12 protein-coding genes are annotated in these 14,077 nt (G+C 68.3%); 5 read left to right on the forward strand and 7 right to left on the reverse strand.

The genetic code is table 11. The features are described 5' to 3' along the window. Window positions 1-13: 13 nt before the first annotated feature. Complete coding sequence (locus FHX39_RS13420; RefSeq protein WP_183339176.1) at window positions 14-1,669, reverse strand: hypothetical protein; 1,656 nt, start codon at window positions 1,667-1,669, stop codon at window positions 14-16. Between the two features lie 577 nt (window positions 1,670-2,246). Here FHX39_RS13420 and FHX39_RS13425 point away from each other — a divergent pair. Beyond that, the gene (locus FHX39_RS13425; RefSeq protein WP_183339178.1) at window positions 2,247-3,002 is read left to right on the forward strand and encodes an SDR family NAD(P)-dependent oxidoreductase; all 756 of its coding nucleotides are present in this window, start codon (window positions 2,247-2,249) and stop codon (window positions 3,000-3,002) included. A gap of 64 nt (window positions 3,003-3,066) precedes the next feature. On the opposite strand, the gene FHX39_RS13430 is transcribed toward FHX39_RS13425, so the two are convergent. From FHX39_RS13430 to FHX39_RS13445, 4 genes are all read right to left on the reverse strand, one after another. Continuing rightward, entirely contained in the window at window positions 3,067-4,539 is a 1,473-nt protein-coding gene (locus FHX39_RS13430) for a peptide MFS transporter (protein WP_183339180.1), read from the reverse strand. 81 nt (window positions 4,540-4,620) lie between these two features. Then, the gene (locus tag FHX39_RS13435) at window positions 4,621-5,583 is read right to left on the reverse strand and encodes a carbohydrate ABC transporter permease (protein ID WP_198423396.1); all 963 of its coding nucleotides are present in this window, start codon (window positions 5,581-5,583) and stop codon (window positions 4,621-4,623) included. Further along, window positions 5,583-6,563: a carbohydrate ABC transporter permease gene (locus FHX39_RS13440; protein ID WP_183339182.1), complete on the reverse strand. Its 981-nt coding sequence runs from the start codon at window positions 6,561-6,563 to the stop codon at window positions 5,583-5,585. The genes FHX39_RS13435 and FHX39_RS13440 overlap by 1 nt, the downstream gene beginning before the upstream one ends. Then, window positions 6,560-7,924, reverse strand: coding sequence for an ABC transporter substrate-binding protein (locus FHX39_RS13445; RefSeq protein WP_183339184.1), 1,365 nt, complete (start codon window positions 7,922-7,924; stop codon window positions 6,560-6,562). Before FHX39_RS13445 ends, FHX39_RS13440 begins: the two co-directional genes overlap by 4 nt. 218 nt (window positions 7,925-8,142) lie before the next feature. Between FHX39_RS13445 and FHX39_RS13450 the strand changes: the two genes are divergently transcribed. From FHX39_RS13450 to FHX39_RS13465, 4 genes are read left to right on the forward strand one after another with little or no spacing between them, the layout of a single operon-like run. Continuing rightward, the gene (locus FHX39_RS13450) at window positions 8,143-9,180 is read left to right on the forward strand and encodes an aldo/keto reductase (protein ID WP_198423397.1); all 1,038 of its coding nucleotides are present in this window, start codon (window positions 8,143-8,145) and stop codon (window positions 9,178-9,180) included. A gap of 4 nt (window positions 9,181-9,184) precedes the next feature. Beyond that, window positions 9,185-10,264: a LacI family DNA-binding transcriptional regulator gene (locus tag FHX39_RS13455; protein ID WP_183339186.1), complete on the forward strand. Its 1,080-nt coding sequence runs from the start codon at window positions 9,185-9,187 to the stop codon at window positions 10,262-10,264. Window positions 10,265-10,310: 46 nt separating this feature from the next. Beyond that, complete coding sequence (locus FHX39_RS13460) at window positions 10,311-10,727, forward strand: RbsD/FucU family protein (RefSeq protein ID WP_183339188.1); 417 nt, start codon at window positions 10,311-10,313, stop codon at window positions 10,725-10,727. Window positions 10,728-10,744: 17 nt separating this feature from the next. Then, window positions 10,745-11,710 (forward strand): aldo/keto reductase, encoded by a 966-nt coding sequence (locus FHX39_RS13465; RefSeq protein WP_183339190.1) that lies wholly within the window; start codon window positions 10,745-10,747, stop codon window positions 11,708-11,710. Between the two features lie 65 nt (window positions 11,711-11,775). Here FHX39_RS13465 and FHX39_RS13470 read toward each other — a convergent pair whose 3' ends face one another. Beyond that, the gene (locus FHX39_RS13470; protein WP_183339192.1) at window positions 11,776-12,804 is read right to left on the reverse strand and encodes an alpha/beta fold hydrolase; all 1,029 of its coding nucleotides are present in this window, start codon (window positions 12,802-12,804) and stop codon (window positions 11,776-11,778) included. After that, window positions 12,801-14,021 (reverse strand): MFS transporter, encoded by a 1,221-nt coding sequence (locus tag FHX39_RS13475; protein ID WP_183339194.1) that lies wholly within the window; start codon window positions 14,019-14,021, stop codon window positions 12,801-12,803. The genes FHX39_RS13470 and FHX39_RS13475 overlap by 4 nt, the downstream gene beginning before the upstream one ends. Window positions 14,022-14,077 lie beyond the last annotated feature (56 nt).

Consider the following 14,077-nt stretch of genomic DNA (forward strand, 5'->3'; position numbering starts at 1 on the left):
CAACGCGTCTTGGTCAGCGAAATAACCAGCCGGGGACCGGACGAGCCGTAAAGTCTTCGTCCTCAATAAACGTTTCCGTCCCAATTGGGATGCCTATATACCGGTTACTCGAATATAGTATCGCCGACGCCTCAATATCTTTGACTTTGCCCGCGCCAGTGAAGATTACGAACGTTACGATACCTGTCAAGACTGAAATTATGTATCGAACATTGATATAGAAGTCTCTTATTGGTATGTCTTGAAGTCCTACCGGCTCAAGCCAAGACTTGAGTCGCATCGGGACGCGATAGTTTAGTAGGGAAACCTCCTTGGTGAGAAGCAGCCATAGTAGTGACACGCTGATCGCAAGCGGCAGAGAGAGACTTACTCGAAACTCTGCTTCTGATTTGAGCCTGTCGAAGAGGTCGAAGAGGCCGGATTGTTCTACCCGAAGCCTGATCTGACCAGCCTTTGTGCGCCTTTCTAAGTCTTTTGTATAGGCAGCAGAGTCCACGATCTGGCGCAGAAACAGGCGCCGGTAACGTTCGTTGTCGTTCAGGAGGTCGCTCAAGCGTTTGACCAGCCACCTGCCCAGATCTTCCGTAGAGACGAACTGCGGTCCTCCATTGCGCGTTAAGCTCTGCTCAATCTTCCGCCAAGTAAACTTCCTGATGTCGACATATGGGCGACTCTGCTTCGGCACCGCATCCACTGCGACGCCGATCTCGCTTAGAGTCATAATCTGGTCATAGATGGAAGACGCCTTGAAATCAGCACGCATCTGCGACGTCGGGTCTCTAATCTGGCTCAACCCGGCTTGGACCTCCTCCGGTAAGAGTGGGTCGTTGAGGCCGAGTCTCGCTCGCCAGTTTAGGGGCTTGAACAGGTGTCGGTATGCCGTGGCGGGGTCCTTGATCTCGACGGTGTCCAAACTTTGCACCAACCACTTTCGGAACGACTTCGGGACTTTCAAGTAGGCGTGCAGGCCGATTGCTGCATCTGCAATGGCGTCCCAGCTATATTCGCTCGAAAAGTGCAGGAGCTTACTAGGGACGTCGAACTTCTCTGACGACGAGTTCAGTGCTCTTGCAATCTCGGAAAACTGCATTCGCTCCACGAATCTGCCAATAAATCCCGGATCCACGTCGATGCGACGAGAGAGATCTTGGGTGCGAAAGTACTCGATCTGACGTCTCTCAGGATTCCATGCGCTTGCGATGTCTTCGCGAGTTCGAGAACCAAGTCCGTATAATTGCAGGAGGGAAGCCGTCGAGGCGTTCCTAATCCTCACGTTCATACGATTCAGGAAACCCTGATCTTTCGAGAGGCTAGATGCACCAACGACGATTGCCACGAGGAGTAGGAAGGCGAGGAAGAATAGCAGCTGGCCGAACTTGGTTTGCAGAAGAAGCACTGCGAGCGAAATGCTTCCAACAATGCCAATAAAGAGCTTGAAGAGCGCGCGCAGAAGGCGGGCCACACGATCACCGATGACTGTTGCGGCCACACCTAATAAGTAGATAGCCAGAGCCGCCACAGACAGCTTTACCTCGGTCGGAAATTTTGCCATGCTTACTGTAATCGGCTCAATACCCGTAAGCAGGTGCGATCGGAAGCTTCCGTCGCCTCGAGGGAGTGCCGTGAAGGTCAGCATTACCGTTAATACCCAGAGCACTCCGACCGCCACGGGTGTCCGGAAATCTCGGACGCCAGGCAGGAGTTGCGAGAGCAAGTTCATAGCGGGTACCCCGAAACTGTGTAAGAACTGAACCTCGGATTGGTCGCGCTTGGCAGAGGGAGATACCCCGCAAGCACGTACCTTAGCTAAACAGCGCAAAGATAACAGATTGCGGGGCGACCAGGGGTAACCCATGTGAATCAGTGGGGTTGCGCAACCTGCCCGTGCTCGGCCGAGGGAAAAGCCCAACATCGCTAGCTAATCCGTTAGATCGACCAAGTCATGTGCGCTAGACGTTCTTGGGTCGGAAAGCGCGCCATCCTTCTAACTATTGCTTCGGCCGCCAAAAACTTTTCTGGTGGTCGCAAACAGGCGGCTGGGGCATGTGTAAGCATTTTTCAATGTCGCTAAGAGTCGAGGTAGCAGCCGAACGGGAAGAACCCCATGATCACGACCACGAGCCATAGCTCCCCACCCCGCGCTAGCCGCGACCGGGACGTCGAGGCCTCCCCCGGGGCCAGCCTGCGGTATCCGGCCGATTCGGGAACACTTGTGGAACCAGCACCGCGCGCAAGGAGAGCAAACGATGACTGACTTCAACGGCAAGATCGCGATCGTCACGGGCGGAGGTTCTGGCCTCGGCGAGGCGATCAGCCTCGAGCTGGCGGCCAAGGGGGCGAGCGTCGTCGTCAGCGACATCAACCTCGCTGGTGCGAAGCGCGTGGCGCAGCAGATCGTCGACGGCGGCGGCACGGCGTCCGCGTTCGAGCAGGACACGGCGCGTGCAGCCGACTCCGAGAAGGCGGTGCAGCACGCCATCGACACGTACGGCGGCCTGCACCTGGCGGTGAACAACGCCGGCATCGGCGGACCTCAGGCGCCGGCCGGGGAGACGGACGTCGACGCCTGGGACAAGGTCATCGGCATCAACCTCAGCGGCGTGCTGTACGGGATGCGCTATCAGATCCCGGCGATGCTCGCCGCGGGCGCGGAGCAGTGCGCGATCGTCAACATGGCGTCGATCCACGGAACCGTCGCGGCGCTCGGGAACGGGGCCTACACCGCGGCAAAGCACGGCGTCGTCGGGATCACCAAGAACGCTGCCGCGGAGTACGGACCGCAGGGCCTCCGGATCAACTGCGTCGGCCCCGCGTACATCGACACCCCGCTGCTCGCGGGCCTGCCCGAGGAGTACCGGGCGGCGCTGATCCAGCGGCACCCGCTCGGCCGGCTCGGTCGGCCCGACGAGGTGGCGCACCTCGTGTCCTTCCTCCTGTCACCGGAGGCGTCGTTCATCACGGGCGGGTACTACCTCATCGACGGCGGTTACACGGCCGTCTGAGGCGGACGGGGGCGCGCGCCCCCGGCCCAGGCGGTGGGGCTGGAGCCCGTACGACCACCACCGCTCAGCGGACCCCCACCATCCGCGCGCTGATCCAGCGCCGAGCGAGGAGCAGCAGCACGCCCACGGCGATCGAGGCAAGGCCGATGATCAGGAAGTACGGGGTCTCGCGCTCGGGGTCGTAGAAGCCGGCGAGCGTCCCCGCCGTGGCGGTGCCCACGGCGATCGAGAGGAAGTACAGCGCGATCATCTGGGTGTGAAAGGCGGCCGGCGCGAGCTTGGTGGACAGCGACTGGCCGACCGGGGACAGGCACAGCTCGGCGAGGGTGAAGAAGAACAGGATCAGCACCAGCCAGAGCAGCGGGGTGCTGTTGGGCGCGCCGTTCGCGAAGGGCAGGAACAGCAGGAACGCCACGCCCATGAAGAGCGTGCCCAGCGCGAACTTCACCGGGGTCGGGGGCTGCCGCTCCCCTAGCCGCGTCCACAGCGCGGCGAACACCCCGGCGAAGACAATGATGAACACGGGGTTGATCGACTGCACGAAGCTCGGTGGCATCGTCCAGCCGAAGATCGTCCGGTCGAGGCGCTGGTCGGCGTACACGGCGATGACGGTGCTCTGCTGCTGGAACAGCGACCAGAAGACCGCGCTCGCGACGAACATCGGGATGAACGAGACCACCCGGTTGCGCTCGTCGTCCGTGATCTTGTTCGACGTCAGGATCACCGCGAACAACGCGATGGTGGCGACGACGGTGATGCCCACGACGATCGCGGAGAGCCGTCCGGCCGTGATGACGCCGACCAGCGAGAGCACGATCACCAGCAGCACCACGACCAGCGCGGCCGCGCCGTAGCGGATCCGCCCACGCCGGTCGAGCGGGTTGGCGACGGTGCGGCCGACGTCGCCGAGGGTGCGGCGCCGCAGCAGCAGGTACTGGGTCAGGCCGAGGGCCATCCCCACCGCGGCGAGGCCGAAGCCCCAGTGGAAGCCCTTCATGCCCTGCAGCAGGCCGGTCAGCAGCGGGCCGAACAGGGCGCCGAGGTTGACGCCCATGTAGTAGATGGAGAAGCCGGCGTCGCGACGCGTGTCCTCGGATGAGTAGAGATCACCGAGCACCGAGCTGGTCGTGGTCTTGAGCGACCCCGAGCCCAGCGCGATGCAGACGAGGCCGATCCCGACTCCGGCGAGCCCGGGGACGACGGCCAGCGAGATGTGCCCGAGCATGATCACGACCGCCGCGGCGAGCAACGTCCGCTCCGCGCCCAGGAGCCGGTCCGCGACCCAGGCGCCGAGGATCGCGGAGAGGTAGACCAGCCCGCCGTACGCCCCGACGATCGAGGTCGCCGCGCTCTGCGGCAGCCCCAGACCGCCCTCGGTGACGCTGTAGTAGAGGTAGTAGACGAGGATGCCCTGCATCCCGTAGAAGCTGAAACGCTCCCACATCTCGACGCCGGCGAGGTTCGCCAGGCCCAGCGGGTGGCCGAAGAACGTACGGCCGGTGCCCGGGCGGTCCTTCTCGACCAGACCAGTGCTCATGAGGGGCAGCCTCGCACGCCGCCCCGGACCCCGGGCGGGCGCGGGCGGTCGGTCCTCACCCCCCGGTGAAGCAGGGGTCGCTCAGCCCTTGACCGCCCCGACCGTCTGACCGCGCATGAGGAACCGCTGGGCGCCCAGGAACACGATCAGCAGCGGCAGCATGCTGAGGAACGTCGCCAGCGCGAGCTGGGGCATGTAGAGCTTGACGTTCAGCCCGGCCGCGACGGTCGGGTTGAACAGCGGGCTCGCGCCGATGAGCTCCTGCAGACCGATGGAGACGGTCTTGTTGTTCTGGTTGGAGCTGAGCAGGGCGAGCGGGAGGAAGAAGTTCGTCCAGTTCGCCACGAAGGAGAAGAACGCGACCAGGGCGACGGCCTGCTTGGAGATCGGGATCGCCACCTTGGTGAAGATCGAGATCTCGTTCAGCCCGTCGATTCGCGCGGCCTCGACCAGCTCGGGCGGCATCGTCGTCATGAAGTGGATGTAGGCGAGGTAGCAGCCGAACGGGAAGAACCCCATGATCACGATGACGGGCCACAGCTGCCCGACCGCGCCGATCGCCGCCACCTCGAGGAACAGCGGGATGACGAGCACGGTGTTCGGCATGACCATGGCGAGCAGGGTGACGAAGAGCAGGACGCGGCGGCCGCGGAAGCGGAGCCGGGCCATCGCGTAGCCGGCCGGGATCGCGGCGACGACGGCGATGAGCGCGCCCCCGATCGAGATCACCAGCGAGTTGGTCATCCACTGGACGAACAGTCCCCCGTTGCCCGGCCCGAAGCCGTCGACCTGGGACCAGGAGTAGCGGACGTTCTCCCACGACACCCCGCCGAGCCCGAGGAACCCGCCCTGGCCCGCCGCGACCTCGTCCGCGTTGCGGAAGGACATGGCGACGAAGCCGATGATCGGGAACACGAAGGCGGCGGCGACGAGCAGCATCGTGACGATGCGGGCCAGCCGGTTGATCGACATCGGGCGACGGCCGGCCGACGTGCGGAGGGGCGTCTCGGGAGCGGCAGTGGTTTCCGGCAGAGCGACGGCCATCAGTGGGTCTCCTCGCTGAACAGCCCGCTCTTGAACACGATGATCAGCCCGATGCCGAGGGTGATGGCGAGCAGGATGAGCGACATCGCGGCGGCGGCCGGGAAGTTGTAGTTGGAGAACGCGAAGGCGTAGCCGAGCTGGCTCGGCGAGTACTGGTCGGGCAGCGCGTTCGAGGCGACCTGGTCGAGCAGCTGGGGCTCGAGGAAGAGCTGGAAGCCGTACGCGAGGTTCATCAGCGCCGCGTAGCCGATCCACGGCCGGATGATCGGCAGCTTGACGTCCCAGGCGACGCGCCACGGGCCCGCACCGTCGATCTCAGCCGCCTCGAGCACGGCCTCGTCGATCCCGTTGAGCCCGCCGTTGACGATCACGATCCACGTGCCGACGCCCTGGAAGAACAGCATCGCCGCGAGGATGAAGGACAGGTTGTTCCCCGAGACGACGACCGACTTGATGTCGGTGAGGCCGAGGGCGCTCCAGAACGCCCGGATCGGCGACGAGCTCGGGTTGAGCAGGTACACCCAGAGCACGAAGTTCGCCACGCCGGCGAGCGCACCGGGGAGGTAGTAGACGAAGCGCATCACGTTGCCGAAGCGGCCGGGGCTCGCGTGCACCAGGAGGGCCAGGCCGACGATCCCGATCATCATGATCGGCAGCCAGATGACCAGGACGCTGGCGATGTTGCCGAAGGTCCGCAGGAACCGGAAGTCGGTGACGACCGTCTCGAAGCTCTTCAGCCCGCCGAAGCCGACCGCCGGGTTGAGCGGGGTCGGCGGCGTCTGCAGGGCCGTCGCGAAGGCGTAGCCGATCGGGACGATCCCGGCGATCAGCAGCAGGACGACGTACGGCGCGCAGAGGGTCCACGCGCCGACCGCCTCGACGCGCCGCGAGGTGCGTCGAGACGGTCGCCTGGACGGACCTGCGACGGCGGCGTCGGCCGCCGTCGCAGAGTCCGTCCGGGCCGAGGAGGCCACGGTCATGGGGTGGTCTTCACCTCGTAGCCCTGCGACTTGGCCTGGTTGTTCAGCTCGCTGCCGAAGGTCGTCCAGGCCTCGTCGAAGCTCTTGCCGGCGACGAGGTCCTTGGCGACCGTCTCGGTCCAGATCCCGCCGGTGTTGTAGAGCGTGTAGGCGTGGTCACCGGGGACGTACGTCGCCGCCTGCTTGAACGCCGCGAAGGTGGCGTCGTTGTCGGCGAAGTACTTCGACGCCTTCTGCTTGGCGATCCAGTCGTCCTGGACGGGCCCGTACGCCGGCAGCCCGGTGCTCAGCTCGACCTGCCAGCGCGGGTCGCTCACCACGAAGGTGGCGAACTTGAGCGTGTTCTCGAGCTGCTTGCCGGTGATGTGGCTGGAGACGCCCCACAGGCCGCCACCCTCGTTGCCGGTGGAGGGCTGGGACTCGCCCTGCCAGGTCAGCGGGGTCGTCGCCGTCATGGTGCCGGCGTCGATCTTCCACGTCTGGTTGAACAGGTAGTCGCCCCACCAGAGCGCACCCGGGCTCATGACGAGGTCCTTCCCGGCCTTGGCCGCGTCGGCGTCGAAGATGCCGAGGTTGGAGGCGGCCTTGCCGGTCACCATCTCGCCGACGAGCTTCTTGGCCCGCTGGCACTTGGCGTCGTCGAGGTTGATCATGACCGATGTCTCGCTGAGCCGCTGGTTCGTCGGGCAGCCGCTCGCCCACAGGTAGCGGTCCGGGGCGTAGGCGTCGCCGAGGAAGGCGCTCACCTTGCCCGGGTGCTCGGCGGCGATCTTGACCGCGAGCGTCCCGTACTCCTCCCACGTCTTGGGCGGGGTGTAGCCGTTGGCGCTGAAGAACTTCTGGTTGTACCAGAACACGTCCGGGGCGGCGTCGTTGCGCAGGCAGCGGATCTTGCCGTCGATGTTGCAGGGCGCGAGGACCGCCGGGTCGTAGCCCTTGATCAGGTCGGGCACCTGCGACGTCAGGTCGGCCGCGTAGTTGATCTGCGCGCCGGAGGCCCAGGCGATGTCGTCGTTGGACGGGAAGAAGATGGCGTCGGGCCAGCCTTGCTTCGCCTGGTTGAACTGGGCGAACTGCTGCGACAGGGCCTTGCTGCCGACCGTGCCGTCGATCTGGTTGATCGTCGTCTCGATGTCGGGGTTGGCCTTCTTGAAGGCCTCCGCCGCGGGCACCCGGGGCGGGTCGACCCACACCGTGATGGCGCCGCCCGAGTCGGTCTGCGCCGGCGCCGAGGCACCGGCCTGGCCGGGCAGCCCGCCGCCGCCCCCGCCGCCGCACGCCGAGGCGATCAGCACGGCGAGCGACGCGCCGACCAGACCCAGCGTCGTTCGCGTACGACTCTTGATGTCCGTGGTCTTCATTGACACTCCTGTCACGCGCCAGGTCGGCTCACCGCCAGGCGAAACGTTTTGCATTCGGGACGAGAGGGAACCTACTCATCGTCCTTCGGCGCTGTCAATGGCTCTGGTGCAACGTTTGACCATCGTGTCCAGATCGTTGACATGGCCGGGAAGCCCTCGTAGTGTCCGCACGAATCGTTTCGCTTTCCGAGGCCGCCGCCTCCGACGAAGGAGCCCACGTGAGCTCGACCCCCGACGACGCCGTCGACCCGGCCTCGGTGCCCGCCCGCACGCTGACGAACGGCGACGCGATGCCGGCTGTCGGGCTGGGGACCTTCGGCTCCGACCGCTACAGCACCGCGCAGGTCGCCGAGGCCGTACGCGGTGGGCTCGAGGTCGGCTACCGCCTCGTCGACTGCGCCGCGGTCTACGGCAACGAGGCGCAGATCGGGCAGGTCTTCGCGGACGCGTTCAGCGACCGCGTGGTCGAGCGTGACGACCTGTTCGTGGTGTCGAAGCTGTGGAACGACAGCCACGGCGCCGAGGGCGTGGCGTCCGCGGTCCGGAAGACGCTCACCGACCTCGGGTTGAACCACCTCGACGGCTACTTCGTCCACTGGCCCTTCCCCAACCACCACCCGCCGGCCGCAGACCCCGACGCCCGCGACCCGGACGCCCGGCCGTACGTGCACGAGGTGTTCATGGAGACCTGGCGGGCGATGGAGCTGCTCGTCGACCAGGGCCTCGTGCGCCACCTCGGCCTGTCCAACGTGACCGTGCCCAAGCTGGAGCAGATCCTCGCCGACGCGCGCGTGCGGCCGTCGCTGAACGAGCTGGAGCTGCACCCCTGCTTCCAGCAGCCCGAGCTCTTCGACCTCTGCGTGGCCGAGGGCGTCCAGCCGATCGGCTACTCGCCGCTGGGCTCCCCCTCGCGCCCGGAGCGCGACCGGACGCCGGGCGACCACGTCGACACCGAGCACCCGGCCGTGGTCGCCGCCGCGCAGGCGCACGGCGTGCACCCGGCGCTGGTCTGCCTCAAGTGGGCCGTCCAGCGCGGGCAGGTGCCGATCCCCTTCGCGGTCAAGCGGTCGCAGTACGTGTCGAACCTGCGTGCGGTCACGACCGACCCGCTGACCGACGCGGAGATGACCGCGCTGACGCAGGCCGACGCGGGCGACCGGCTGATCAAGGGTCAGGTCTTCCTGTGGCCGGGCGCGAGCTCGTGGGAGGACCTGTGGGACGTCGACGGCTCGACGGCGACCTGGGGCACAAGATGACCCCATGAGCGAGCCGCGCGCCCGGGCCGTGAGGCCGGGGCGGTCCCCCGTGACCTACAAGGACCTGCAGGAGCACACCGGGCTGTCGCTGTCGACGATCTCGAAGTACTTCAACGGGCTCCCGCTCCGGGAGTCGAACCGCGTGGCCGTGGAGACCGCGGCCTCCGAGCTCGGCTATCGCGTGAACACGCTTGCCCGGAGCCTGCGGACGCAGCGCTCACGCACGGTCGGCGTGCTGCTGCCGGTGCTCGACAACCCCTTCCACCTCAGCATCATCGCCGGGATCGAGGCGGCGCTGAGCGACAGCGGCGTGGGGGTCGTGGTGAGCGCCAGCCGTGGCGCGCACGGCGAGCCGGGTGCGGCGGTCGACTCGCTCGCGGGCCGGATGGTCGACGGCATCATCGCGGTGCCGGCGGCGCACGACGCGGCCACGCTCGTCGCCGTCTCCGGGCGCGGGCTGCCGGTCGTGCTCATCGACCGCCTCGTCGACGGGCTCGACGGGGACGCGGTCGTGCTCGACAACGCCGACGCAGCGCGGCAGGCCGTGCGCCACGTGGTCGACCACGGGCACCGGCGGGTGGCGGCGATCGCCGGCCCGCCCGACATCTGGAGCCTGCGCGGGCGCAGCGACGGCTTCCTCGACGCGATGCGCCAGCACAGCCTCGAGGTCGGGCCGGGCGCCGTCCGGTCCGGTCCGCTGACCGTCGAGTCCGGGGTAGCGAGCATGCGCAGCCTGCTCGCCGAGCCCGAGCGCCCGACCGCCGTCGTGTGCCTGAACTACGAGCTCACGGTCGGCGCGCTCATCGCGCTCAACGAGTCGGGGCTGCGGATCCCCGAGGACATCTCGTTCGTCGGCTTCGACTCGCTCGAGCTCTCGCAGGTGATCAAGCCCCGCCTGTCGATGGTCGTCCAGCCCACGCACGAGATCGCCGTCCGGGCCGCCGACCTGATGCGCCGCCGGCTGGAGCCGCAGCCCGAGTCCGAGCTCGAGCCCGGCGCCCAGGCCGGGCCGGACCCGTACCAGCGCGTCGTGCTGCGCGCCGAGCTCGTCCCCGGCGGCTCCGTCGCCCGTCCCCGCGACTGATCCTCATCCCGACCCACCCTGATCCACGCTCCCGCAGGAGGAACCCGTGCTCAACTACACCCTCACCCACCCCCCGCTGCTGCGGGCGCTGGCCGCCGCCGGCCACGGCTCGCAGGTGCTGCTGGCCGACGGGAACTACCCCGCCGCGACCGCCAAGCCCGCGGGCGCCGAGGTCATCCACCTCAACCTGCGGCCCGGCCTGCTGAGCGTGACCGAGGTGCTGGGCCCGCTCCTGGACGCCGTGAACATCGAGGCGGGGCGCGTGATGGCGCTGCCCGACGGCGGTGCCGTCCCCGCCCACGCCGAGTACGAGCAGATGCTCGGCGCGCAGGTCGACTTCGCCGTGATGGAGCGCTTCGCCTTCTACGACGCGGCCCGCGGACCCGACGTGGCCTTCGTGGTGGCCACGGGCGACCAGCGGATCTGCGCGAACCTGCTGCTGACCATCGGCGTCCGGACCTGACGCGGGAGGATCGGCACATGCAGGTGCGTCGACTGAGGACCGGGCTGCCGCTCACCGAGATCGGCTTCGGGGGTGCGCAGCTCGGGAACCTCCCCCAAGCCCTCGACGACGAAGTCGCTCTCCGCGCGCTGGACGCGGCCTGGGAGCACGGCATCCGCTACTTCGACACGGCCCCGCACTACGGCCTCGGCCTGTCCGAGCGCCGCCTCGGGCAGGCGCTCGCGGGTCGTCCGCGCGGCGAGTTCGTCGTCTCGACCAAGGTCGGGCGCCTGCTCGTGCCGACCCCGGAGCGGGCGAACCAGCGCGACCCGGAGTTCGACGTCCCGGCGACGCACGAGCGCGTGCGTGATTACAGCGCCGACGGCGTACGCCGCAGCCTGGAGGGGAGCATGACGCGCCTCGGGCTGGACCACGTCGACATCGTCTACGTGCACGACCCCGACGACGAGTACGCCGAGACCGCGTTCACCCAGGGGATCCCCGCGCTGGTCGAGCTCCGCGAGCAGGGCGTCGTCGGCGCGGTCGGCGTGGGGATGAAGCACCCGGAGGGTCCGTGCGAGGCGATCCGGCGGACCGACCTCGACGTCGTGATGGTCGCGGGCCGCTACACCGTGCTTGAGCAGCAGGCCCTGACCGAGCTGCTGCCGCTCGCGCTCGAACGGGGCGTCGGCTACGTCGCCGCAGGCGTCTTCCAGTCCGGCCTGCTCAGCCGGCCGCGGCCGTCGGAAGGGCTGACGTACGACCACGGCCCCGTCCCGCCCGGCCTGCTCGCCCGCGTGAACGCCCTCGCCGACCTCGCCGAGCGGTACGGCGTCCAGCTGCCCGACGTGGCGGTGCAGTTCCCGCTGCGGCACCCCGCCGTCGTGTCGGTCCCCCTGGGCGTCCGGACGGCCGCGGAGATCGCCGAGAACGAACGCCGCTGCGCGGTCTCGATCCCCGAGGACCTGTGGGCGGAGCTCGAGGCCCTGAACCGGACAAGCTAGGCCGAGAACGCTCCCTGAGCCTGTCGAAGGGCCTCGAAGAGGTTGGCGTCCTTGAACCCCCGACCTCACAGGCCAGCGCGCTCGAGCCAGCTCCGAATCGCCTCGACGTGCTCGGCTGGGCGCTCGAGTGGGAGCCAGTGCCCGGCGGGCAGGTTGGTCACCGTGAGGTCCTCGCACGCGGCCCGCATCGGGTCGCCCTGGCGGTTGCCGGTGATGCCGCAGATCGGGTCCCAGTCGCCGTTGACGAAGAGCACCGGTTGCGCGAGGCGACCCCCGTCGGTCGCCTCCCGCGCGTAGGCGACGTTGGCGTCGTCGTTGACGTACCAGGCGCAGGAGGCGCGGAAGCCGGTCCTCGCGAAGGCGTCCACCAGCACGTCGAAGTCGGCCGCCGGCCAGAGGTCCGCATCGGGTGCCGTCGGCGGAGCGTGGTGCGCGGCACCGAAGCGCCCGCCGTCCCGCGTGGTCGTGGCCGTGGGTGCGACCCGACCCACCGCTTCCGGGCTACCGGACCGGTAGACGTACGCCAGCGTCGCGGCCGGGTCGGCGTCGAGGTCGGCGACCGCCGTCTCGAAGTGGGTCGCGTAGTAGCGGTAGTAGTCCCACTGGCCGTCCGGGTAGACGTCGGCCGGGTAGAGGCTCCGGTCGACCAGCGGGACGAGGGTCGACAGGGCGTTGGAGCCCGGAAAGTACGCCCACGAGGTCAGCACGACGCCCCGGGTGCGTGCGGGTTCGTGCGCGGCGACCGCACCGGCCACGACGCTGCCCCAGTCGTGGCCCACCCAGATCGCGGGCGCGCCGCCGAGGTGGTCGTGGAGCTCGACCAGGTCGGCCACGACCTCCCGGGTGGTGTACGCGTCGGTGCACGCCGGGGTGGAGGAACCGCCGAAGCCGCGCAGGTCGGGAGCGACGCAGTGCCAGCCCTCGGCGGCGAACGCCTCGAGCTGGGCCCGCCAGATCAGGCCGATGCTCAGCCAGCCGTGGAGGAAGATCATCAGCGGTCCGTCGGCCGGCCCGCTCTCGAGGTAGTGCGTCGTGTGACGCGCTGTACGGAACCTGCGCGAGGTGATCACCGGCGGCGTGGGCGTGGCGCTCATCGTTTCACCGCGCTCGGTCGCCGGGCATCTCCATGGTCATCGCGATGCGTCCGGACCGCGCCGATGATCATGGCGACCAGCACGAGCGCGACGTCCAGCGCCCCGTACGCGACCGCGGTCGGCTCGAGCCAGAACCGCGCGACGGCGAGCCCGGCCGCGAGCGCCGGGACGCTGAAAGCGACGTAGCTGACGACGTACATGGTCGCGAAGACCTGCCCCCGCTCGGCGCTGGGCGCGGCCTCGCCCAGCGCGTTCACGGCGGAGCGGAACGCCGCCCCGAAGCCGACCCCGGCCACGACCGAGCCGACGACGTACAGCGGTGTCGAGCCCCTCGGCAGCGCGACGACCGTGATCAGCACGCCGACGACGAGCGCCCCGTGGCCGAACCACCCGCGCACGCGAACCGGCAGGGACGCCGAGACGACGGTCCCGCCCAGTCCCGCGAGGAAGAACACCCCGAGGACGAGGCCCACGAGGAAGTGGCTGCGCACGCCGAGGACGGTGCCGACGATCGACGACCCGAGGGAGAGGTAGAGGCCGGAGAGCGCCCAGGTCGCGCAGATCGACGGGACCAGGGCGAGGAAGACCGGCCGGGTCGCCGACGGTAGCCCGACGCTCGGCAGCAGCGACCGCCAGACCGGCTCCCGGGACGATGCTCCGGAGCGGTCGCGGTCGGGGACCAGCCACACGAGCCCGGCGAGTGCGACGTACGCGACGGCGAGGACCCAGAAGACGAGCTGGCGCGGGAGCGGGGCGAACTCGACGAGGCCGCCCGCGAGGACCGCGCCGATCGCGATGCCCAGCGCGGGGACGGCACTGCTCACCACCGAGCCGGTCCGTGGGCTCGGGGCCGAGTCCATGATCATGGCCGTGACCGTCCCGGTGGCGGCACCGACGGCGAACCCCTGCACGACCCGGGCCGTCAGCAGGCCGCCGACGCCCCCGGCGACCGAGAAGAGCACCATCCCCAGCGCGAGGAGCACCAGGGACGCGGAGGCCACCGGTCGGCGCCCGACCCGGTCCGACAGCGAGCCGACGGTCAGCAGGGCGACAAGCAGCGCGGCGACGTACACGGCGAAGACGACCGTCAGCGTGAAGGCCGACAGGTCCCAGAGCCGCTGGTAGACGGGGTAGAGCGGCGACGGCGCGGAGGCCGCCGTCAACGTCGCGGCGCCGGCGGCTCCGGCGACGACGAACGAGGTGGGACGGCTGAGCACGGGACCTCCGGAGTAAAGCCATGTTCTTGGCTTTAACGACTGTAGTCGAGGTTCAG

This window comes from Microlunatus antarcticus (assembly GCF_014193425.1).
Lineage (GTDB): Bacteria > Actinomycetota > Actinomycetes > Propionibacteriales > Propionibacteriaceae > Microlunatus > Microlunatus antarcticus.

Bases quoted from the DNA above. Each gene is read 5' to 3' on its own strand.
- FHX39_RS13445 (WP_183339184.1), bottom strand. From the start codon at position 7,924: ATGAAGACCACGGACATCAAGAGTCGTACGCGAACGACGCTGGGTCTG.
- FHX39_RS13435 (WP_198423396.1), bottom strand. From the start codon at position 5,583: ATGGCCGTCGCTCTGCCGGAAACCACTGCCGCTCCCGAGACGCCCCTC.
- FHX39_RS13425 (WP_183339178.1), top strand. From the start codon at position 2,247: ATGACTGACTTCAACGGCAAGATCGCGATCGTCACGGGCGGAGGTTCT.
- FHX39_RS13430 (WP_183339180.1), bottom strand. From the start codon at position 4,539: ATGAGCACTGGTCTGGTCGAGAAGGACCGCCCGGGCACCGGCCGTACG.
- FHX39_RS13465 (WP_183339190.1), top strand. From the start codon at position 10,745: ATGCAGGTGCGTCGACTGAGGACCGGGCTGCCGCTCACCGAGATCGGC.
- FHX39_RS13470 (WP_183339192.1), bottom strand. From the start codon at position 12,804: ATGAGCGCCACGCCCACGCCGCCGGTGATCACCTCGCGCAGGTTCCGT.
- FHX39_RS13440 (WP_183339182.1), bottom strand. From the start codon at position 6,563: ATGACCGTGGCCTCCTCGGCCCGGACGGACTCTGCGACGGCGGCCGAC.
- FHX39_RS13455 (WP_183339186.1), top strand. From the start codon at position 9,185: ATGAGCGAGCCGCGCGCCCGGGCCGTGAGGCCGGGGCGGTCCCCCGTG.